Source organism: Commensalibacter papalotli (ex Botero et al. 2024) (assembly GCF_947179115.1).
In the GTDB taxonomy this organism is placed as follows: Bacteria; Pseudomonadota; Alphaproteobacteria; order Acetobacterales; family Acetobacteraceae; genus Commensalibacter; species Commensalibacter papalotli.
Genome location: NZ_CAMXCI010000001.1, coordinates 50,378 through 73,581, shown reverse-complemented (window position 1 = coordinate 73,581; position 23,204 = coordinate 50,378). Strand labels below are relative to the sequence as shown.

Here is a 23,204-nt window from a genome sequence, read left to right as displayed (position 1 = left end):
TTAAAATACGAAATAAAAAATCAATATTATAAATATACTTATTTAAAAATTTAGGTTGAAAAGAGTATTCTTATATACTATCTGATAACGATTATCATTATCATTTATTAATATAGAGTGTTTGTCAAACCCATGACCTGTACGTATCGTTATTTATTATTAGTTACCTCTGGTGTTGTCTTATTTTGTTTACCAAAACAAAGTTTTGCACAAACAACTTCATCAACAACACAAAATACAAATACTACAAAAGCATCTGACGATTCATCATCAAATGATGAGCAAATTGTCGTAAGAGGTCAGAAAAACTCTATTGTAGTCAAGTCATCTTCAGCAGCCACTAAAACGAATACACCTTTGATCTATACACCAGAATCAGTATCCGTGGTGACCGCTTCACAAATGGAAATGCAAAATGCCACAACACTAGGGCAAGCATTACGTTACAGTTCGGGTGTCGCTATGGAGCAGCGTGGTGCAAATAACAGATATAATCTTGGGACGATCCGTGGTTTTGATTCCAGCGAATATCTTGATGGTCTATTAATGTTCAAAGGGCAATATTACGCCGCTCAACAAGTAGATGTCTACTTATTGCAAGAAATAGAAGTCGTCAAAGGTCCATCTTCCGTTGTGTATGGTCAAAGTAGTCCAGGGGGCATTATAGCCTTAACCAGTAAATTTGCCAATGGATCACGCTTTCGTCATGTATCCATTGAAGGTGGAAATTATGATTATGTCCGCGGCACTTTTGACTTGGGCGATACGTTCAAAGGTCTTGATAATCTATCTTGGCGCGTTGTTGGCACTGGATTTAGAAAAGATGGAATGGATTGGTATACCAAAGCAGAAAGCTATGCAATCCAGCCATCCTTATACTGGGAACCCACCGATGATATTAACTTAACAGTTTACGGTCGTTACCAAGCTGATCCTAGTGATACATCCTATCAAACCTTTCCTGCCTATGGCTCTGTTTTATCCAGCCCATATCATTTTCCTTCTAATTTTTATTCAGGAGATAAAAATTTCGAAGATTATGATCGTACTCAAGCTTCCGTAGGATATAAATTTATCTATCAACTTAATCCAGAATGGCAATTTCGATCTCTAGGGCGTTATACCAATGTTGGAACCAACTATAATCAAGTCTATGGCACAGGTGGAGCTAGCAATAGTAGTGCTGGATACTCCCCAGGAAGTCAATATATGTATCGTCTAGCAAATGGTTCCAAAGAACATCTCGATACGATGACTATTGAAGAACAACTACATGGAAACGTTCATACTGGTCCTGTTGAACATGATTTATTATTAGGGGTCAGTTGGCAAAATCTACGTGATGGGTTTGACTATGGTTGGGGCTCTGCCCCCCCTCTTAATTTATATCACCCAAATTATTCAGCCCCGATTAAAATTCCTGCAATTAGTACTCAAACGAGTGCAACAACCAATCAAGAAGCTATTTTCTTACAAGACAATATGAGTTATAAGCGCCTACACGTGCAGTTAGGATTTCGTAATGATTGGTCTACTATTCATACGAGAAATCACCTTAGCCCATCAAACAGCTTTACACAAAGTGATCAGGCATTTACCTTTCGTGGAGGTATCCTTTATAATTTACCTCATAATATCTCTCCTTATTTCATCTACTCACAATCGTTTCAACCGCTTAATCAAGTATCTCAAAAAGATCAAAAACCGTTCCAACCTACGCGAGGAGAACAATATGAATTCGGGGTTAAATATCAACCCGAAGGTTTCAATGGGTTCTTTACAGCAGCTATTTATAATCTAGAACAAACAAATGTCTTAACTCCAGATCCTGAAAACGCTTCATGGAGTATTCAAGCAGGAAAACAGCGTTCTAGAGGTCTAGAATTGGAAGCCCATACATCGCCAATTGCTGGGTTAAACTTAATCTTAGCTTATACACACCAAAATGTTAAATTTACTGAAGGACAATATAGCGGTCTTCGTCCAACTCAAGTCCCTGCAAACATGTTTTCCTTTTGGGGAGATTACACCATTCAGTCTGGCACACTTAAAAACCTAGGGGGTGCTATTGGTGTCAGATATAACGGCAATACAAATGGGAATTATACATCTTACCTTAGAACCGCTGCATATACTTTGATAGATATGCAAGCACATTATAAGTTCGATGATACACTTCCAACCTTAAAAGGGCTTGATGCTCAACTTACGTTTCAAAACCTAACGAACAAACGTTACTTTACTGCTTGTTACAGCCAGTCTTTTGGTTGTGCCATCGGGCAAGGCAGAACTGTTATTGGAAAGCTTTCTTATAACTGGTAATTTTAGCTTACTTTTATCCAAGATATTATCATACTTGGATAAAAGTTTCTTTACGCTCTTCGCTTAAAAACATTTTTTCGTTGCAAATAAAAATACACTATTCCAAAAATCAAACCAATACTGATAAACGTAATACTCATCACAGTGTAAACACCATTTTGATTAAAAATTGACGTCAGGATTTGTGGGAATAAAATAGCTTTTGCAACTGGTAATAAAATACATAAGCATGCAAATAATCCAATTTGATATTGCCATGCTTTCATCACTGTCGAATAAAAACTATAAAACAATCCTTGAATAAACGATAAAATAAATACACACAAAAAGATTGTCACTTCCCAAAACGGTTTATCAATAATGTGTTTAGGCACAAGCATATTCACCCAAAATACTGATAATAACGCCAATAAAGCACCCATTATAACCCCGACATGCAACCCATCAGTTAACTTGTAGAACATCAGCAATTTTGCTGAGACATGTTTTTTATTATAATGGCGGCGTTTATTTGAAAAAAATAATAACCCCGTCGCGATTAATGCCGCAGACCCAACCCCTGCTATAAAATAAATACACCTCAACACATCTCCCCCTGTGCGCGCCAAATGTAGTCCAAACATTAAATTAAGGAAATATCGGCCAGCTGAGGATTGATTAATATTACGAGAAACTTGATCAGTGGCTCTATCTAACTCGATATAATTACGCATAATTGCCAATTGATCCACATCACTTTGCACCACACGGATTTGCTTTGAGGTAATTAATATAAACCCTGGCATAGAGTGAAAAGAAGTTTGTGCCTTTTGCACCAAAGAATATAAATTCTGTGCTGGAAGGTCAGTGGTAACAGAAACATCTTTCAAAGTTTCTGAGTGATAATGATTGGCGGATGGATTAAAAAATGAAATATAATTGGGTGCATAAAATAAAAAACCACTTATAACCATCATGAGTAAAAACGGTAAAAAGAAAACCCCTATTCCCAAATGAATGTCTAATACAAAACGTAGTGCAGATGCTTTAGGTCTGATTTTAAAAAACTCTTTCCACAAATGCTGCAGATGAATTATAAAGCCGCTGAGGATAAAAAGAAAAAACAATATAGATAAAGTAATAATCGCTATATCACCTGCTGGGCGACCCATTAAAAGATTATTATGTAAACTATCAAAAAAATATCCTCCTACAGTAGAGGGAGATTTTATAACCTCTCCAGTAGTTGGTTCGATATTTTGCCAGCTTAATAATTTATCATGGCTGTTCAGCACTTGTAAAAATGGATATCGTTCAGAAGGTAAAATTACAAAACTAAATTGGTTCTTGCGCGCATTTTCTTGCCAGACATTATAAGCACTTTGTAACCCCGTTTCTGACACTATTTGTGTTGGCTTGTAATTTGCCAATTCTGGCTGCATCCATTGTGAAATTTCTTGGTCAAAAATTGAAATCGTACCTGTTATCACCAAAAAAAAACAAAACCATCCTCCAATTAAACCGCCCCAACGATGGATAAATGTTAAGATAAACAGTATTTTTTTAATCATAAGAAGTTTTTCTGGTTTATGAGAATAAGAATGAATAACACTATAGAATATTTAACCAGAAATTCAATTTGTATATATTACTATCTTAATTTCAATCGATCTATATTCAGCTGCCTTTATATGTTGAAAATCCATAAGGAGAAAGCAATAAAGGCACATGATAATGATCTGAAGCAGGGTTTTCAGCAATTCCAAAGTCTATTCGCACAATATTTAAAAAAGCAGGATCGGTAACTGCGTAATGTTGCCGTTTAAAATACTCTGCAACATAAAAAGCCAGTTGATAATATCCTGCTGCCAGTTTCTCTTGATGACGAGGTAAAATCACGCAGCGCCCATCCTGATTGGTTTGACCCTCAAATAAAAGCGTTGTTTCTTGATATAAATTTACTTTAACATTCGACGCAGGTTTTCCTGAAACCATATCCAAAATATGCGTGGATAAAGTTACCTTGTATGAATTTACTTTATTTCGAGCAACGGGTTCTGCTGCATTAGCAGCGGGAACAATCAAAGAGCCCCCTATACCACTAAGAAAATGTCGACGTTTCATCTCCATTTAGATTTTCCTTTCTTTAAAAAATACTTATGTAATAGCATCACGGTGAATAATAGATGCTTTTGCCAAACCATTTTGCTCTAATACTGAACCTACAGCAAATAATAGCTTTTCTTGATAAGGTTGTGCAATCAGTTGCAGACCAACTGGTGGCTTTCCTTTTCTTTGAAAAGGTATTGATAAAACAGGACATTTACTCATACTAAAGGGTTGAGTATAAATCCCCAAATGCACTCTGGCAGGAACTGGCTGTCCATCGACATACACAATAGGATTATCAATAAGTGGTGCTGCAGCCCCTACTGCTGGCGCAATCAGCAGATCATATTCCTTAAAGATCTCGGCCAGATAATTTTGAAACCATGTTTTAACTTTTTGTGCTTGCAAATATGAGGCAACAGGTAACATCGCCCCTGCCATCAAACGGTCTCGGGTTGCAGGATCATAATCCAAAGGCTGTGTTCTGAGCATGGGTAAGTGTAGATTTCCGCCTTCGGAAGCAGTCATTAAATAGGATGCTGTGCGCACTTGCTCTATATAGGGAATTTCAATTTTTTTTTGCTGACTAAAAAGATGCATAATTTCTTGAATAGTTTTTAAAATATCCTGCTCAACATCTCTTTCAAACCAACCCCCTACTTGTGCAATCCGCAAATCAGAAACAGATGGTAAAATAGAAGCGTTATCCTCAACCCCTGCCATCACATTAAAAACAAGCTTTAAATCCTCAACCGTTTGGCAAAAAGGACCAATAGTATCAAAGCTTTTAGCAAAAGGATAAACCCCTTGCATCGGCATAAGACCAAAAGTTGGCCTTATGCCCCACACACCGCACAAAGATGCAGGCACTCGAATAGATCCATTCGTATCAGATCCCAAAGAGAACGGAATAATCCCTCCACCAACGGAGGCAGCAGATCCTCCCGATGACCCTCCTGCAAAGCGCGATAAATCATGAGGATTATATGTCATACCATGATGAACATTGTCAGTAACAAACCCATAAGCGAATTCGTCCATATTTAACGTCGCCACAGGAATAGCACCCGCTTTACATAATCGTTGAATAACCTCAGCATCTTGGTTGGCACATGTTTTTTTTGATAAAATCTTTGAACCCGCAGTGGTTACCTCATCTTGCACATCAAAAAGATCTTTGACCGCAAAAGGAACCCCTGCCAAAGGCCCTGGATCTTGACCTGTGGCAATAAGAAGATCGATCCGCTCTGCCGCTTTTAACGCACGTTCACCCAAAATACGCGTTACACTATTTATTGGTGGATCATATTGCCGAATAATTTGCAAATAATGAGATATAGTTTGTTGTGCAGAAGCGCGTCCCAAACGAATAGAGTTGGCAATGTCTTTTACAGAACGCATTCCGTTCACCCATTCTCTTTAATTTCAGGAATTTTAAATTGATGAATAAGCTGACTATAATCATGCAATATTTTCGTGTTTTTTAAGACACCTTCTTTGCACTGCTCGGGAATAGATAATAAAATACTTTCAGAGAGTTGCTCTAGTGCATGATATAAAAGATCATCCTTCATTTTTTACAAACCCCCTTTATTTATATAAACTTTAATGAATTAAATAATCCTAACAAGTTTTTTCTATTGATACAGAATTATCTTTGATAAAATCTATTATGCACAAAAAGTTGATATTTTTATTTAATTTTTTCTTTACTTTATGCCTAATCCCAGAAGAAGATAATACAATTATAGCTAAATTAATTCTAAAGCAGAAACATCATGATTATTTCCAAAAAAATTACGCTTTTATCTTTTGCTTTATATAGCTTTTGTATCTCTTTACCTGATGCCAAAGCTGCTTATCATTATTATCTTGATGATAAATCCCAACAAGAAATCAATACTGTTTTAAAAAATAAATCGCATTCTATCGAAGAAATTTCAAAACAATTTCTGAACACGCCCTATCAAAGTGATACCTTAATTGGCTCTTCAACCCAGCCTGAAAAAATGGTCGTTAATTTAAATGCTGTAGATTGCTTTACTTTTATTGATTATGTATTGGCATTATCTTTATCAAATAACGTTGATGCTTTTATTGAGAACCTTATCAGAGTGCGATATATTGATGGAACCATCAGTTTTTATAATCGTAAACATTTCTTTTCTGACTGGTATTATATCGCCCCTAAAAATGCTGAAGAAATAACAAAAAAAATCAGCCCTAACAGTATTACTGTATTTAAACGCCTTAATGAAAAACCTGATGGCACAGAATATCTGGCAGGGATTGGAGCCATCCCCAGAAATATCAATTACATCCCAAGCAGCTATGTCAATGAAGCCGTGATTAGTAAATTAAAAACAGGGGACTTTATCGGAATTTATACTAATCAAGTAGGGCTTGATGCATCCCATGTAGGTATTTTAATTAAAAAAGGCAACCAAGTATATTTCCGCAATGCTTCCTCTTTGAAAAAAAATAGAAAAGTCGTTGATAGTCCTTTTTTAGAATATATAAAAAATAAACCTGGAATTATGGTTTTGCGCACACAACAAAACTAAACAGATCGTCTTGTTGTCATCGCCGCGGTCAACGTTCCCTCGTCCATAACTTCCAAAGATCCACCCATAGGAATGCCTTGGCTAACCCGCGTGATCTTTACCCCATAAGGTAACAGTTGATCATATAACCAGTGCATGGTGGTCACCCCATCTACTGTCGCTCCCAAAGCTAGAATAATTTCTTTAACTTCAAGCTTCTCAAGGCGATGCAATAATGGGGTAATATTTAAATCTTCTGGTCCGATACCTGATAATGGAGACAAAGACCCACCCAAAACTTGATAGCGTCCTTTAAAGATCGATGTCTTTTCCAATGCCCATAAATCACCGACCGTTTCAACAATACAGATTTGCTCGTCATTTCGATCTGGATTACTACAAATTACACAAGGATCTGAACTATCAAGATTTCCACATTCTGAACAGATTTTAACATGATCGGCTGCATGTTGTAATGCCTGAGCCAATGGCAACATACGAGATTGCGGCTGCTTTAATAAAGCAAGTGTTGCCCTGCGAGCAGAGCGTGGCCCCAATCCTGGCAATTTGCTTAGTAACGCAATTAATCGTTCTATTTCAGGGCCACCCATTATTCTGTCCTTTGATAATATTACTGATCTATAATCCAGCAATATATAATCAATTAAAAGGGTAAATTTAACCCCTCTGGAAGATTCATTCCACCAGTTACTTTTTGCATTTCTTCTTTGGTTTTCTCATCTAAACGACGACGCGCTTCGGTATAAGCAGCAACGATTAAATCTTGCAATATTTCCATTTCATTCGCATCAGCAAGTTTAGGATCAATTTTAATCGATTTCATTTCCCCTTTACCTGCCAATTCAACCGTCACCATGCCAGCACCAGAAACACCTTCTACTGTAATCAAAGCCAGCTTTTCTTGCATTTCATTCATTTTGCTTTGCATTTGCGAGGCTTGCTTCATAAGATTAGCAAAGTTTTTCATAGTTTATACACTCCATGAGTTAAAAATTAATATTCATCAGGATCATAAGGGGGAATATCTTCGTCATCAAAACGCATTGCCCCCTCGTCATCTTCCATTGATGGGATGTTTTCTGGAAATAAACCATACTCATCTAGTTGAGGATTGACAAGCTTTCCAAGTCGTGCCCCTGGAAATATTTCCAGAATCCCTAATATAAATGGGTCTTGCCCAACCTCTTTTAAATCCGCCTCGGCTTGTAAAGATTCTTGCTCCATCAAAGAGGGTTCCCCTTGATGTTGAGACAGAACAATCGTCCAACGTTGATTTGAATAGGTATTAAGTAACTTGGAAAGTTGCTGTGCCAAATTGTTTGGCGCTTTATCCTCTACTCGAATTTCGATCGTGGGTGGCGCAAATTTTACCAAATGTACTAAATTACGCAAATGCGCATGGAGTAAACGCTCTTGTTTTTCTTTGACAAAAACAACAACTTCTCGCCAACTCTGCCAAGTGATTTTTTCTGGTAAAGTTTCCACTTCTTGAACCGCAGGAACGCCCACGGCCTGCATAACATCCGCCTGAGGATATCCAGAAGATACAGAACTATTTTGCCCTACTGCATATAAAAATGTGTCTCCATCTCCTTGCACAGGCGACGAGGCTGTTGAGCCAGAAGAAGACGATGAAGATATATGAGGTTTATTATTATTTCCTTGTGGGCTACCTCCCTCATTCTTCATTTGCTTGATCAACTCATCAGGAGACGGAAGATCAGAAACATAACATAAACGAATAAGCACCATTTCTACCGCAGCCTTACGGTTAGGTGCCATATCTACTTCATTTGTGCCCTTTAAAAGCATTTGCCACGTACGCCCCAAAACCGGCACAGAAAGTTTATCTGCTAACTCCCCACCTTGAACGCGTTCTAATTCAGAAAGTTCAGCACTCTTTTGTAACGTAGGCACCGCTTTCATCCGAGAAAGCAAATGCACTAAATCCAACAAATCTGTTAATAACACCCCTAAATCAGCACCAGTGGCATAAGCTTGATCGGTAAGCTCTAAAACTTTATCAGGCTTGCCCCCCATCATTGCTTTGAACAAATCAAACACCAATGCACGATCAGCAAAACCCAACATTTCTGAAACAGTGGATGCCTCAATTAGTCCAGCACCTTCTTGACCATCCTTTTGAGCGATGGCTTGATCAAGCAAAGACAACCCGTCTCTTACCGATCCATCGGCAGCTCTGGCAATTAAATTAATTGCTTCTAGGGCAATCGATACGTGCTCTAACTCGGCTAATTTAGCAAAATGATCTTGTAATTGCTCTTGGGGTACACGGCGCAAATCAAAGCGCTGGCAACGTGATAATACCGTAACGGGGACTTTACGGATTTCCGTCGTGGCGAAAATAAAAGTAACTTGTTCTGGAGGTTCTTCCAACGTTTTTAGCAATGCATTGAACGCATTACGAGATAACATATGGACTTCGTCGATAATATATACTTTCATCCGCGCTTGCAACGGACGGAAACGAGACCCCTCAATGATCTCTCTCACATCATCTACCCCTGTATGAGAGGCAGCATCAATTTCTAATACATCAGGATGACGATCTGCTAAAATTGCTTTACAATTAGGGCAAACCCCACAAGGATCAGCCGTCGGGCCACCTTGACCATCCTCACCAACACAGTTTAATGCGCGTGCGATAATACGAGCCGTCGTTGTTTTTCCAACACCGCGCACCCCCGTCAACATAAATGCGTGCGCCACACGTCCCATGGCAAAAGCATTGCGCATCGTGCGCACCAAGGCTTCTTGGCCAATTAAATCATCAAAATTTTGGGGACGATATTTACGTGCCAGTACGCGATAAGATTTCTCAACTTTTGGCGTTGATTTGGGTAAATCTTCAAATAAACCAGCAGCTAGTGTTTCGTTAGGTAAAGGAAAATTCTCGTCCGGAAGATCTGTCATAAACTCATTCCAGGAAATAAAATAACAAAGGCAGGTATAGATTTTAAAAACCTGCATCCTTACCTTTAACGATGAATGTAAGGTGGCAAGCCACAAGTGACCCGAATGATACTCGCAATGGCTGCTTCCTTCCGGACCTGACCGAGTTCACAAGGTATTCGTCCACTCATGACTTCCCACCCCTCTTCTAGCACAACAAGTGGGGTGGATGACAAGTCTTTTTTTCACATTTTAAAAAAATTATTCTCCAACAGCGGCACCGCCAGAATGACGATAGTCCGTACCTCCATAATAAATACGTTTTCCATCTTTATCTTTACCAACAACAATGCCCTCTGCAATCCCCCATGTAGAGTATAAATCCAAAGGATATCCTTTTTTCTTCAACTCTTCACGAACCACAGGACTTAACGCATTAAATTCCAACTGTACAGGAACAGGTTCCCATTGCTGATGAATGCGAGGCAAATTAATCGCTTGTTGAATATTCAGATCATAATCAATGACACCAGTTAACACAGACAACACAATCGTTGGAATACGAGATCCACCAGGGCTGCCAATCACCATGAATGGTTGATTATCCTTAGAAACAATGGTTGGAGTCATCGATGACAATGGGGTCTTTCCCGCTGCAATAGCATTGGCTTTGCTTCCTACAATTCCATACATATTGGCTTGCCCTGCTGCGGTTGCAAAATCATCCATTTCATCATTCATAACGATTCCTGTTGACCCCGCAACCACGCGCGCACCAAACCAACCATTTAAAGTATAGGTCATTGAAACTGCCATGCCGTCTTTATCAATAATAGAGAAATGCGTGGTTTCATTCTTTTCATGCTTTTGTTGAACGCCAGCTTTTATAGTTTTAGCCAACGCCACTTGTCCTGGAACCAAAGCGGCAGAATCAACTGCATGTTTGAAATTTAAAGTTTTACGAACATCCGCTGCATATTGTGGATTTAAAAAACGTTCGATATTATTTTGCACAAACGCAGGGTCCCCTAAATCTCGACGATCAGAATACGCACGACGCATGGCTTCGATTTCTCTTTGGGCTGCTGGTAATGTTTGCAATCCCAGCTTGCGCATATCATACCCACCAATGATATTCAGCATTTCACATAATGCCACCCCACCACCACTTGGAGGCGGTGCCGTATCAATCACATATCCTCGATAAGAACACGTTAAAGGTTGCATGATGCGCGGTTGGTACGTTTCAAAATCTTTCATTTGCAAAATACCCCCATGTTTCACACTGGCAGCAACAATTTGTTTGGCAATTTTGCCTTTGTAAAATGCATCATTCCCTTTTTTCGCAATTAAAGTCAGCGTTCTTGCCAAATCTTCTTGACGGAACACATCGCCAACTTTCCAAGGAGACCCATCTGCTTTTAAGAAAATCTTGGCTGCCTCGGGGTTCTTAGCAAAGTCAGAAGTAGAGGTTGAAAATAACTCAATATCTTCTTTAGTTAGAACATACCCATCTTTGGCAAGTTTAATCGCAGGGTCGATCAAATCTGCTCTGGTTTTACTGCCCCATTTTTCACGAACCAGTTCCATACCTGCCACTGTTCCAGGAACACCGACCGCTTTCCAACCCAGAACAGATGCGTTCGGAATAACTTTGCCATCTTTGTCTTGATACATTGTTTCAGTCGCAGCGCTAGGGGCTTTTTCGCGGAAATCAACAAAATGAGCCTGACCATTGGGCAAACGTATGGTTAAAAACCCACCCCCACCAATATTCCCCGCCGCAGGATACGTCACCGCCATTGCATAAGCCACCGCAACCGCAGCATCCGCAGCATTTCCACCATCTTTTAACACTTGTGCGCCAACTTTGGCAGCCAAATCACTGGCAGAAACAACCATGCCATTATATGCCGCAACGGGTTGTGTTGACACCGTTGCCGCTGGTGTTCCACCGAATGCCAACGCATCAGCCCCATTACCCGCTTGTGCAAAAGCAGGAACAGAAAAGCAACTACTGGAGAGCAATAATGCTCCAAAGGTGGATTTTAAAACATTTAGTTTCATTCGGGGAGAAATCGTTCTCACGGCAATTCTTTCTTGTTATGTGTTCATTCAATATATTTCAAAAATACTATTCTATTTTTTGTTGCTCTGTCCAGAGTTACACAATTCAAATCTAATGAATTGTATGGTGGCATTGCCCCAATAACATCACTATTCAGTAATATATGACTATACTATGTTATCGCCTTATTTATATTTTGTATTAATAGGTAGTTTATATAATGAAAATAGTTTCTTTGACTGTGATACCCATGATGTTATTGAGTTTTTTTTATTTTCACCATTCTTTTTTTCACAAGACCATTCTGATAAAATTGAAGGCACACAGAGTAACTATATCTTTTTGGATAAACAAGTTTTTATCCTTGAGTTTAGAGTTGAAGAGTTAGAAAAATTAATGATAAAATCGATGGGTTAAAGTCTGACATTTGAAGTAATAAAGCAGAAATACAATGGTTACATTTAATAGTTTTTTATTAGTATGCTTTTATAACCCTAATTGTTACAATCATAAGTATTATTACTAGTATCTTTGCCTAAAGAGAATATACATAATGGTTAGCCGATAATAAAAGTGAAACCATTCTAAATATCAAAGATAATCTACCAAAAAATTTCTTAAATTTTCTAAAATAAGAAAATACTTATAGATTAATAGAAGCAGTCAGCCACAAAACAATTTCTACAGTATCAAATAAAGAAACAAATATTAAACAAGACAAATTAGAAGCTGAAATTTAACTTCTACAAATGATGAGGAAATAAGAAGCTATTAATCTTTTTAAAGCAGTACGCAATAGCCAAGGTGTAAACAAGATTACTACTTGTTTAAAATTAATAGATCGCTTTAAAAACGCCACGAATGAAAATGTATTGCTTTAAGCAGCAAAAGCATATCTGAATCTAGCTAATGCGCTTGCAAAAATAGAAAAACGCTCCGAAGTTATTTAATTACTCTTTTAAGTAATCAAGAAATTTGAAAATTCAGAAATTGAAGACACTCAATCAGTCTTAGCAAGAATAAAATTCTTACATAATTCTTTAATTAAAAACAGTTCATAAGTAACATCAGACTCTATCAATAAAAAAACCGTAATCCTTAGCTGGAATACGGTTTTTTTTATTTACTCAAAACATTAGTTTTTCAGGTTAATTATTAAACAATACCTGCTTTAAGCAATGCTGCAAATACTTTTGCCACAGCCACCGCTCCAGGATCAGGATTTCCAGCCAAGCTGTCACTGTTTAAATAAGACGAACGTCCTGCATTCGCTTTGGTGGATTTTGCGGTGCCTTCTGCTCCATTATTTGCAGCTTTGGCGGCAACATCCAAGCTGTTACTTTGTTTTAGAGCCTCTAGTGCAGGTTGTAATGCATCAATCATAGTTCTGTCACCTAAATCAGCACCACCATAATGCTTCATTTGTTTTAACCCGAACAATAAACCATCAACCAGAGACTGACCTTCTGCCAACTTTTGTCCTGTGCCAGTAAAGAAAATTGACATCAGAACACCGCTAGAACCACCCATAACCACAGCCAAACGTTCACCAATAACCAAACATAACTTAGATTGATCAGCCAATGGTAAATCTTGAGCTTTTAATAATGCTGCAATCCCACGCGCACCCGCTGCAAAGGTTGCCCCTGTATCGCCATCACCTACTTTAGCATCAAGGGCATTAAGCTCGTCTTCAAGCTCGCTTAATGTCTGAGTAACCACATCGACGATCTTACCAGAAACTTTGTCATCAGAAGGTGTATATTGGACTTTGGTTTCAACTGCTTCCAAAGAAATAACAGACATTTTTTCAGGTTCTACAGCTTTAACCCAAGCTGGAGCTTCTGTAGGCGCTGTTAAAGCTTTTTCAATTTTTTCATCAAGTGCTAAAAGAGTTAATGACAAACCCTTCATATCCAAAGCTGTCACGATTAAAGCTGGCCCAACAATCCAAGAGATTTTTGAAGCAATGGCACTGTGATAGAGTTCTTTGGTTAAAATCCCCATTTCTAATGCAGACACACCACCAAGATTATTAACCATCACTGCAACACGATCTTTACCTGTGACATGAGGAGTAAGCTTTGATAGCATTAGCTCAATAACTTCGCGGCTATTTTGGGTTGCAACTGTGCTGGCGCCAGGCTCTCCGTGAATACCCAACCCAAGTTCAATAGAACCTTCTGGAATACGTTGTGCATCACTTTGTGCTTGAGGTAAATGACACCCAGACATTGCAGCACCGATACTGAACACTTGTTTATTTGCATGATCAACGAATTCTTTGACTTCAGCCAAAGAATAGCCTGCTTCTGCTGCATAACCAGCCATTTTATGAATAAACACTGTTCCCGCAATACCACGAGGTTGTTTATTGTCAGGTAAAGAAATATCATCACGAACGATGACCATTTCCACTTTATATCCCAGATGTTTTGCTTTTTCAGCAGCAAGCCCAAAATTTAAACGATCGCCTGTATAATTTTTAATAATTAATAAACAACCAGCTTCACCCGTCACTGCAATAATTGCAGTTAATACAGCGTCAACGCTAGGGGATGCAAATAAATCACCACAAACAGCAGCCGTTAACATTCCTTTTCCAACGAAACCCAGATGTGCTGGCTCGTGTCCTGCACCTCCTCCTGAAACAACCGCTACCTTTTTCTTATCCCAATCTTTACGCACGACAACCCGCATTGAAGGGTCTGTATCAAGTTTAGCAAGGTTTTTATGGGGTGCTGTAACCAAAGCACCTTCTATCGCATCATTTACAAGAGCTGTACGATCATTAAAAAAGAAATTTGACATGATCCATCCTTAAATTTTAAAAATTATTCAAATAACTGTTTCTACTATGCACCAAGGCAAATGGGCATGACAAGACACTATTCAAGATTCTGTGAAAAAATATAATTTTACTTGTTATTCCCTTGATTCTTTAAAAAAATGAGATAATATTTGTTCTTTTGTAACAAGAAAAGTAAGCAAATATGCTCCATAACGCTTTGAAAATCACATTGCAATGGACATTACGACTTTTACTGATAGTTGGTTTATGCTTTGCTTGTTATAGGCTTGCTTTAATGACCGCTTTTGACGATAGTCGCCGATATTATGAAGAATTCATCCCAATTATTGCCTATGCATCTTCTCTACGTATCGATTTTAATCGGCAAACGATTGTGCAACAACAATTTGATCATTGTATCAAAACAGCGAAAGTTTTTACTTATTTCGAAGCTGTTAAGAAATGTACATATAGGATCCGATGAATTTATCTGAAATAATTCATATAACCAATCGTGTTTTTGTAGGATCTTATTGGATCATTATATCTTTGCTCAGTATTGTTTTAATTTATTTATGCATAACATATTACCAAAATCACTACTTTGATCCTAAAAAAAATCTATTTCAGAAATATATATGGGATGCAGCAACATTAAACTTAACTCGACAAACTCAACAATCTTTCGAACAATGCTTACAAAAACAAGATACAAGCAAAAATTATCCGTCACAAATAATGAAAGAGTGTATATTTAAAGCTGCTGCAAAATTATAAATTAGTTACTCTACTGCACTATAAACATTGACGTATATGCTCATCAAGATACCATTTTAACGCACTATCTCCTTTTTCCTGATAGTCTGCAAAATAAGCACGCCAATGATGCCCAATGGATTGATCATAGTTGGTAAGTGCAAGCGCCCTCATTCCATCAGTAATTTTTAAACGAAACTGATCTAAAGAACGAAACGGGAAATGTAACATACAAAAACCAATATCAACCATAGAACGTAACCCCTCATCCGTGCCTTGATAAGCATTGACAAAATGATTACCCATGGTTGGAGACATATTGTGACCCGTTCTATAGGCTGATTTCGTAACACATGGCTTCATTCTTTTCCATACGACGAACTCTGTTTGCGACAAAGTTTGCTCAAAAGTAGTAAGCTCATTTCTTTCTTTTGAAAACAAAGCGGATTGTGCCCAATTAAAAACAAAAACTTGAGCATGAGGATCCATCAAATATTTCGTAAAATTCTCAATAGCTTGATCTGTTTCCTTAGTACAACACGTAATAAACTCATCCGCATCAATAGGAAATATCCAAGATGGAACCCCCTCTTCTCTAAGATAAAATTCAGCAAAACGTGCCATTGCCTCAGTTTTCGTCTGCTGGTAATGCCCTTCTAAAAAATCTGTACTATAAAAAACACTGGCATCTTTATGATCATATTTAAACGATTTGATAATACTGGCAGTTGTATCATTACTGTTATTATCCAAGATAAAAAATTTACGAAAACCTAATGTATAATGATGACGAAGATTAATTCCGATAATATCCTCTACATTTTTAACCAACATAACCAATACAGCATGTTGCAATGTAGGGATATAAACGTCATCCCTTACTTGCCACAACTCACTATTTCTAAGTTCATCAAATACTTGACGAGATTTATTATGAAAATTTTCACTTGGAATACCCATTTATATCCCTATTACTCGTAAGGGGGCTGATTTAACCCTTTGGGTGAGTACGTAAAGACCTCACATCCATCCTCAGTCACACCCATCATATGTTCAAATTGTGCACTCAAAGAACGATCACGTGTAACCGCCGTCCATTCATCATCTAATATTTTCACATCAGGTTTTCCAACATTCAACATGGGTTCAATTGTAAAAACCATACCAGGTTTTAACTCTAGTCCATGTCCTCTTTTACCATAATGCAAAACATTAGGCTCTTGGTGGAAAACACGTCCAATACCATGACCACAGAAATCTCTTACTACAGAGAAACGTTGAGCCTCGGCATATTCTTGAATAACATACCCGATATCACCCAGAGTATTTCCAGGTTTAACCTCGTTAATTGCACGAACCAAAGATTCATACGTCACATCAATTAATCTTTGTGCTAAACGAGATATCTTACCCACAACATACATACGGCTGCTATCACCATACCAACCATCTAATATTGGCGTCACATCGATATTGAGGATATCCCCATTCATTAAACGACGATCACCTGGAATACCATGACAAACAACATGATTAATTGAAATACAACAAGATTTAGGAAACCCTCTATAATTCAATGGTGCTGGTATAGCCCCGTGTTCAATCGTGTAATCATGAATAATTTGGTTTAACTCTTCCGTTGTAACCCCTTCCTTAATAAAAGGAGCAATCATATCCAAGGTTTCAGCAGCCAAACGTCCCGCCGCCCTTAAACCAACGAAATCCTCTTGAGTATAATATACCATCCGTCTATCAGCCATCAAAGTCTCCAATATAAGCAAGCTATAAAATATAATACCCAACTAATAATACATATTAGTTGGGTAACGTAAACTTATTCTTTATAGATTTTTTTATATTTTAATTAAAAAAATTATCTTTTTTTATGTTTGGCTGCTGTCGTTTTGCTATTTACAGCACGGCTTGTCGATACCTTAGAAACGGTAGCTTTCTTTGACCTACTTGATGCTTGTGCGACTTCGACAATTCGCACTTTAGAAGAACGACTGGCCTTTGCAAGGATCACTTTAGAGCCCCCCCTTGATTTTACACGTTTACTGGCTCTTGCTAAAAATAAGGGTCTTTCGGCAGGCGATACACCGTTTTTAACAAATCCGCTATCAAGCGCATTCATCATAATCGTATTACGTTGACCATTACTTGATGCTCCCATCACAACACCAAATAACCTGACGTTTCCTTGGACAGCGGAACCCACCAAATTATGCCCTGCAGCAGCTGTATATCCTGTCTTTAAACCATCTGCACCCGCATAACCCTTGATCAAAGGGTCATGATTGGGAATATTACGTCCTCTGAAGTTATAAGAGGGAACTTTAAAAAAAGGATAATATTCAGGATAGTCTAAAACTAGATGACGCGCCAAAGTCGCCATATCTCTTGCTGTTGTAACTTGATCAGGATTGGGCAAACCAGAAGCATTACGGAATGTTGAGCGACTCATTCCAATCACTCTGGCCTGTTGGGTCATCATCTGGGCAAAACGGGTTTCATCCCCTCCACCAATAAATTCACCCAGAGCACAAGCCGCATCATTCGCTGATTTCGTTACGAGACCTAAAACGGCCTCTCTGATGGTAATCGTAGATCCCGCTCTTAGCCCTAACTTAGAAGGCTCCATAGAAGCAGCACGAATAGATACAGGAATACGTTGATCTAAGGAAATCGCATTGGCATGCAAAGCACGAAAGGTCATGTATAACGTCATCATTTTGGTTAAACTGGCAGGATAACGTTGTAAATCAGCATCATCTTTAGAAAGAACACTTCCATTAAGATCCGTAACGATTGTACTAATTCGACCTACATATTGTGCATGCACCATCGGGGACAAAATAAAAGAGCATAACCACACAGAACACGCAACGAAACCTGCTGTTTTCTTCCTCTTTATTTTCAATAGTGAGTTTGCCATTAAAAGCCGTGTCTTTGATAGAACGTCTTTCTTATGATGAGAAATATATCTTGTCACTTTGCTCCCCTAATGCTGCCCCAATAATCAGAGATTAATATTTTTCTTCGTAACGGATACCACGTAACGCACTATTTAATGTCAACGCTATACGAACTTAATCTATGTAATTTTAACCAATTAACTCTATCATTTTCGTTCCATCCTATCAATCCAAAATATAATAAAAATTATAAAATACAATCAGATACTACATATAATTAAAGTATATTATCAAGAAATTATAATCAAAAAAATAAACTTTAAAGCCAAATAAAATAGATATGCTTGGAATTCAATAATGAATAAGCTTTTGCATGTTTAAAAAAAGATATGTTTCTTTTTTTTTTATAATTTTGTAAAGTTTGGTTCAATTTTATTTTTTTCATGAAAATTTATCACTTAATATGTCTGTTTTTTCATCTCTATATACACATATTTGCTTTTGCGCTGTTTTTAATGATGCCGATTCTCAAACTCTTGAAGAAACAAATATCCTTACATCTGCACAAATACAAAAACCCCCCTTGTATAAAATTATTATGTTGAATGATGACTATACGCCAATGGATTTTGTTGTTTATGTCTTAGAAACTATTTTTCAAAAAAATAATGAAGAAGCCACAAAAATTATGTTCCAGATTCACAATACAGGCTTTAGTGTTTGTGGAGCGTTCACATACGAGATCGCCGAAACGAAAAAAAAAGAAACGATAGAATTAGCAACAAAGTATCAATATCCTTTACAATGCATCCTTGAAAAAGAATAATTAGACGTTATCTATTTGATTATTAATAAAAAATAGCTTTGAAGGCACAGACAGTGCATCTATATAGAAAATAGTGTTTGAAAAATAACTTTCTTGCAATACAATCAATCTTCAAGCATTTTGTAGTTATAAAAGGTACTAATATTGTGTTATCCAATAATTTAGAGCATTCCCTGCGCCGGGCTTTTGAATTAGCTGGGAAATATCACCATGAGTATGCAACATTAGAACATCTGTTATTTGGATTAACAGAAGATCCTGATGCTTTGGTTATTTTTGATGCGTGTCGTATTAATATTCAACAATTGCGTCATGATATTCAATATTTTGTACAAAATGATTTATCAATCTTAACAACGAACATAGATACCCAACCCAAACCCACAACGGCTTTTCAGCGCGTAATACAACGTGCCAGCATTCACGTTCAATCCAGCGAAACACAAGAAGTCACTGCTGCCAATGTGATTGTCGCGCTGTTTTCGGAACACGAAAGCCACGCTATTTATTTTTTACAAACTCAACATCTTACAAAACTGGATGTTCTTAATTTTATTGCTCATAAAATCAACAAAGCCCCCCCAATGCATCATTATGCAGGCGAAGAAAATGATGATTTGGAAGATTTCTTTTTAGAAGAGCATAAAGAGCCCAATCAAAATAATGAAAACCCCCTTCATCTATATTGTGTTAATCTCAATGAAAAGGCTGCATCGGGTCTTATTGATCCTCTGATTGGCCGAGATGCAGAAGTTGAACGCACAATTCAAATTTTATGTCGTCGTACCAAAAATAATCCATTATTGGTTGGCGACCCTGGCGTTGGCAAAACAGCAATAATTGAAGGATTAGCCTTAAAAATAGTGAATAAAACTATTCCTGCTATTTTACAAAAAAGTACAATATACGCCCTTGATATGGGAATTTTGATGGCAGGAACACGCTATAGAGGAGACTTTGAAGAACGATTAAAAGCCATCGTTCAAGCTTTGCAAAACGAAGATAAAGCAATCCTTTTCATTGATGAAATACACACAATAGTTGGTGCTGGATCTACATCCAATGGATCTTTAGATGCTTCTAATTTATTAAAACCTGCTCTGGCGGATGGCAGCTTACGTTGTATAGGTTCAACTACTTACAAAGAATATCGTCAGCATATTGAAAAAGATCACGCCTTAGTTAGACGTTTTCAAAAGATTGATGTTGTAGAGCCTTCTGCCGAAGAAACTTTCCAAATCTTGTTGGGTTTGAAAGAAAATTATGAAAAACATCATAATGTTTCTTATACTAAAGAAGCCATTAAAACAGCCGTTGCTTTATCAGTAAAATATATTCATGACCGTAAACTTCCTGATAAAGCTCTTGACATTATCGATGAGGTTGGTGCTATCCAGGCTTTACTTCCTGATGGCAAAAGGAAAAAAACGATCAATATTATTGATATCGAAAAAACAATTGCCAAGCTTGCTAGAATTCCAGAAAAAACTGTTTCTTCAGATGATAAAAAATCCTTAAAACAAGTTGAGGGTAAACTTAAAAAGGCAATTTTTGGACAAGATCAGGCTATCGACATATTAACCTCTGCGATTAAAATGTCCCGAGCAGGGCTGCGCTCTTCTGAAAAGCCAATCGGCAGTTATTTATTTTGTGGATCAACTGGGGTTGGAAAAACCGAAGTTGCACGTCAACTTGCACAAGTCCTTGGGATACAACTTATTCGCTTTGATATGTCTGAATATATGGAAAAACATTCTGTTTCCAGACTTATCGGTGCACCCCCTGGTTATGTTGGGTTTGACCAAGGTGGGTTGCTGACCGATTTTGTAGATCAACATCCTCATTGTGTTTTATTACTTGATGAAATTGAAAAAGCACATACAGATATCTATAATATCTTACTGCAAGTGATGGATCATGGCACATTGACTGATCATAATGGTAAGCTCGTTAACTTTAGAAATGCGATTATTATTATGACGACAAATGCTGGTGCAGCCGAGTTCGGTAAACCCTCAATTGGCTTTATAAATAACCACGTTAATATTGATAATAATGAAGCTATCAAAGAAACATTCTCGCCTGAGTTCAGAAACCGTTTAGACGCAATTGTTCCATTCTCTGCTCTTTCTAAACTAACAATTGCCAAAGTTGTTAATAAATTCATTCAAGAACTTCAAGATAGATTAAATGAGCAAAAAGTTATTTTAACTTTATCCCACAGTGCAAAAGAATGGTTAATAAAACACGGATATGATCCTGTTTACGGTGCTAGGCCTTTAAATAGAATTATTCAGGATAATATCAGTAAAATTTTAGCCGAAGAGATCTTATTCGGTCAGTTAATGAATGGTGGAGAAGCCCATATTCAAACACATAATGATCAATTATCTTTTGAATATAAACCTAACTCTTTACCAAAAAAACGTAAAGCTCAGAAAAAAGCTGCTTTGGAATCTTCATAAATAATTAGTGAACTAGTCGTATTTGATACCATGGACTTTGACATATCCTGGATATGGCCATTTACGACTGGTTCCTTTATGCGTCCAATCAACTCCTTGACGCCTAGGGTTATCATAATAATAACGCCCCGCAACCTCTACATAATCGCCTTTTTTTACCCAAGGCCAAAGGGGTGCATGCATCTCATCAAGATTGCTGACAATGCGAATTGAAACACCAGAACCGATGTTCAAATAAAAATATCCATGTTTGCCACTACGTGTAAAACGTGACGCTGAAATAGCCAAAACTGTTCCACAGATATGCACAGGCACATCAGCTTTTGAATAATCGCTTTTATTTTCAAAATTCTGCTGTGCTTGTAAAAAGCCTCTATTATCACAAGAGGCCGCATAATCTTTTGCCAATGCGGCTACATTGGCAAAAGTGCAAATACAAACAAAAATAAGGTTCAAAAATTTACGAATATACATTTTCTTCGTTATTTAATCTTTTTACTTTTTAATTTCTCTTTTTCCATTTGTATCTTTTTTTCTATCTCCTTAAGCTCATTAATTTTTTTGACTTCTAATTCTTTCTCAAGCTCTTGATGATCAGGAACCCCACCCAACTCTTTCTTTAACAAATTCAAAGAGGCTAGCACTTCAGGATTAGGTTTGGGAGCAACCATTTCAAACTTTTCAAGCTCTGCAATCATTAACTCAACAACCACAAGACGGGTAAACCACTTATTATTCGCAGGTACCACAAACCAAGGCGCCTCAGTTGTTGCCGTGGTCGCAATAGCTTCTTGATAAGCATCTTGATATTGATCCCAGAAATTTCTTTCTTTTGGATCACTTGGAGAGAACTTCCATTGCTTTTCAGTTAGATCCAAACGGGATAAAAGCCGTAAACGCTGTTCTTCTTTGGAAATATTTAGGAAAATCTTGACAAATTTGTAACCTTGGCGATCAAGGTAAGTCTCGCAATTACAAATATCTTCATAGCGATGCTGCCAGAATTTTTTATCCTTCATAATTTCTTTAGGTAGGTTTTGTTTTTCTAAGACATCTGGATGTATTTTTGTAACCAAAACTTCTTCATAATGGCTACGATTAAAAATACCAATTTTACCCTTAGCCGGGACTGCCATATGGACACGCCATAAATAATCATGAGATAACTCCACTGGTCCAGGTTGCTTAAATGATGCCACAGAAATACCTTGAGGATTAATACCAGACGTTACATGTTTAATTGTTCCATCTTTGCCTGATGTATCCATCCCCTGCAAAGCAACAATTAATGTGCGTTGAGCATTGGCATATAATAGCTCTTGCAATTCACAGAGACGTTTAACACGCTTTCTGAGCGCTTTTTTGGCTTCTTTTTTGGTTAAGGACAAGCCAGCTGTATCAGCAGGATCAAAATCAGTAAGTTTAAATTTTTTACCATTTTCAACGCGATATTTTGTTCTTAATATCTCGCGAATAGATTTATCAATCATATTTGT

General features: G+C 37.5%; 20 protein-coding genes and 1 other RNA gene. 6 read left to right on the top strand and 15 right to left on the bottom strand.

Annotated features, from left to right (window positions below; translation table 11 throughout):
- Positions 1-132 precede the first annotated feature (132 nt).
- Positions 133-2,322 (top strand): TonB-dependent siderophore receptor, encoded by a 2,190-nt coding sequence (locus QMN76_RS00320; protein ID WP_282023248.1) that lies wholly within the window; start codon positions 133-135, stop codon positions 2,320-2,322.
- Between the two features lie 50 nt (positions 2,323-2,372).
- On the opposite strand, the gene QMN76_RS00315 is transcribed toward QMN76_RS00320, so the two are convergent.
- The 4 genes from QMN76_RS00315 to QMN76_RS00300 form a co-directional block, all read right to left on the bottom strand.
- Positions 2,373-3,872 carry a PepSY-associated TM helix domain-containing protein gene (locus QMN76_RS00315; protein WP_282023249.1) on the bottom strand — a complete coding sequence of 500 codons (1,500 nt, stop codon included), beginning with the start codon at positions 3,870-3,872 and terminating at the stop codon, positions 2,373-2,375.
- A gap of 106 nt (positions 3,873-3,978) precedes the next feature.
- Complete coding sequence (gene uraH / locus QMN76_RS00310) at positions 3,979-4,431, bottom strand: hydroxyisourate hydrolase (protein WP_282023251.1); 453 nt, start codon at positions 4,429-4,431, stop codon at positions 3,979-3,981.
- Positions 4,432-4,458: 27 nt separating this feature from the next.
- Positions 4,459-5,811 (bottom strand): AtzE family amidohydrolase, encoded by a 1,353-nt coding sequence (locus QMN76_RS00305; RefSeq protein WP_282023252.1) that lies wholly within the window; start codon positions 5,809-5,811, stop codon positions 4,459-4,461.
- A 5-nt stretch (positions 5,812-5,816) separates the two neighbouring features.
- Positions 5,817-5,984, bottom strand: coding sequence for an AtzG-like protein (locus tag QMN76_RS00300; protein WP_282023253.1), 168 nt, complete (start codon positions 5,982-5,984; stop codon positions 5,817-5,819).
- Between the two features lie 204 nt (positions 5,985-6,188).
- Between QMN76_RS00300 and QMN76_RS00295 the strand changes: the two genes are divergently transcribed.
- Positions 6,189-6,974 (top strand): DUF1460 domain-containing protein, encoded by a 786-nt coding sequence (locus QMN76_RS00295; RefSeq protein WP_282023255.1) that lies wholly within the window; start codon positions 6,189-6,191, stop codon positions 6,972-6,974.
- Here the strand turns inward: QMN76_RS00295 and recR are convergent.
- The 5 genes from recR to ggt all read right to left on the bottom strand — a co-directional run bounded on the left by recR (position 6,971) and on the right by ggt (position 11,954).
- Positions 6,971-7,564: a recombination mediator RecR gene (gene recR / locus QMN76_RS00290; RefSeq protein ID WP_034337705.1), complete on the bottom strand. Its 594-nt coding sequence runs from the start codon at positions 7,562-7,564 to the stop codon at positions 6,971-6,973. The two genes, QMN76_RS00295 and recR, sit on opposite strands and share 4 nt — an antisense overlap.
- A 53-nt stretch (positions 7,565-7,617) precedes the next feature.
- The gene (locus QMN76_RS00285) at positions 7,618-7,941 is read right to left on the bottom strand and encodes a YbaB/EbfC family nucleoid-associated protein (protein WP_034337708.1); all 324 of its coding nucleotides are present in this window, start codon (positions 7,939-7,941) and stop codon (positions 7,618-7,620) included.
- Between the two features lie 26 nt (positions 7,942-7,967).
- Complete coding sequence (locus tag QMN76_RS00280; RefSeq protein ID WP_282023256.1) at positions 7,968-9,908, bottom strand: DNA polymerase III subunit gamma/tau; 1,941 nt, start codon at positions 9,906-9,908, stop codon at positions 7,968-7,970.
- 82 nt (positions 9,909-9,990) lie between these two features.
- Positions 9,991-10,085, bottom strand: an RNA gene (ffs, locus tag QMN76_RS00275) — signal recognition particle sRNA small type.
- Between the two features lie 63 nt (positions 10,086-10,148).
- Complete coding sequence (ggt, locus tag QMN76_RS00270; protein WP_282023258.1) at positions 10,149-11,954, bottom strand: gamma-glutamyltransferase; 1,806 nt, start codon at positions 11,952-11,954, stop codon at positions 10,149-10,151.
- Positions 11,955-12,129: 175 nt separating this feature from the next.
- Here ggt and QMN76_RS00265 point away from each other — a divergent pair, with 175 nt between their 5' ends.
- The gene (locus tag QMN76_RS00265; protein WP_282023259.1) at positions 12,130-12,372 is read left to right on the top strand and encodes a hypothetical protein; all 243 of its coding nucleotides are present in this window, start codon (positions 12,130-12,132) and stop codon (positions 12,370-12,372) included.
- A gap of 738 nt (positions 12,373-13,110) precedes the next feature.
- Here QMN76_RS00265 and QMN76_RS00260 read toward each other — a convergent pair.
- On the bottom strand, positions 13,111-14,766 hold the full coding sequence (locus QMN76_RS00260; RefSeq protein ID WP_282023261.1) for a dihydroxyacetone kinase subunit DhaK: 1,656 nt from the start codon (positions 14,764-14,766) through the stop codon (positions 13,111-13,113).
- A 275-nt stretch (positions 14,767-15,041) separates the two neighbouring features.
- Between QMN76_RS00260 and QMN76_RS00255 the strand changes: the two genes are divergently transcribed.
- A complete protein-coding gene (locus tag QMN76_RS00255; RefSeq protein WP_282065592.1) occupies positions 15,042-15,230 on the top strand; it encodes a hypothetical protein in 189 nt (62 codons plus the stop codon).
- A gap of 311 nt (positions 15,231-15,541) precedes the next feature.
- On the opposite strand, the gene QMN76_RS00250 is transcribed toward QMN76_RS00255, so the two are convergent.
- The 3 genes from QMN76_RS00250 to QMN76_RS00240 all read right to left on the bottom strand — a co-directional run bounded on the left by QMN76_RS00250 (position 15,542) and on the right by QMN76_RS00240 (position 18,494).
- Positions 15,542-16,462, bottom strand: coding sequence for a glycosyltransferase family 2 protein (locus tag QMN76_RS00250; protein ID WP_282023263.1), 921 nt, complete (start codon positions 16,460-16,462; stop codon positions 15,542-15,544).
- Positions 16,463-16,473: 11 nt separating this feature from the next.
- On the bottom strand, positions 16,474-17,262 hold the full coding sequence (gene map / locus QMN76_RS00245) for a type I methionyl aminopeptidase (RefSeq protein ID WP_034337728.1): 789 nt from the start codon (positions 17,260-17,262) through the stop codon (positions 16,474-16,476).
- 113 nt (positions 17,263-17,375) lie between these two features.
- Positions 17,376-18,494 (bottom strand): D-alanyl-D-alanine carboxypeptidase family protein, encoded by a 1,119-nt coding sequence (locus QMN76_RS00240; protein ID WP_408869452.1) that lies wholly within the window; start codon positions 18,492-18,494, stop codon positions 17,376-17,378.
- Positions 18,495-18,880: 386 nt separating this feature from the next.
- On the opposite strand from QMN76_RS00240, the gene QMN76_RS00235 reads away from it, so the two are divergent.
- Together QMN76_RS00235 and clpA are read left to right on the top strand one after the other, a co-directional pair.
- Positions 18,881-19,243, top strand: a complete 363-nt coding sequence (locus QMN76_RS00235; protein WP_084051545.1) for an ATP-dependent Clp protease adaptor ClpS — start codon at positions 18,881-18,883, stop codon at positions 19,241-19,243.
- A 146-nt stretch (positions 19,244-19,389) separates the two neighbouring features.
- Positions 19,390-21,708: an ATP-dependent Clp protease ATP-binding subunit ClpA gene (gene clpA / locus QMN76_RS00230; RefSeq protein ID WP_282023265.1), complete on the top strand. Its 2,319-nt coding sequence runs from the start codon at positions 19,390-19,392 to the stop codon at positions 21,706-21,708.
- Between the two features lie 12 nt (positions 21,709-21,720).
- Here clpA and QMN76_RS00225 read toward each other — a convergent pair whose 3' ends face one another.
- Complete coding sequence (locus QMN76_RS00225) at positions 21,721-22,182, bottom strand: DUF3465 domain-containing protein (protein ID WP_034337735.1); 462 nt, start codon at positions 22,180-22,182, stop codon at positions 21,721-21,723.
- Between the two features lie 8 nt (positions 22,183-22,190).
- Complete coding sequence (locus tag QMN76_RS00220; RefSeq protein ID WP_084051513.1) at positions 22,191-23,198, bottom strand: PPK2 family polyphosphate kinase; 1,008 nt, start codon at positions 23,196-23,198, stop codon at positions 22,191-22,193.
- Between the last annotated feature and the right edge of the window lie 6 nt (positions 23,199-23,204).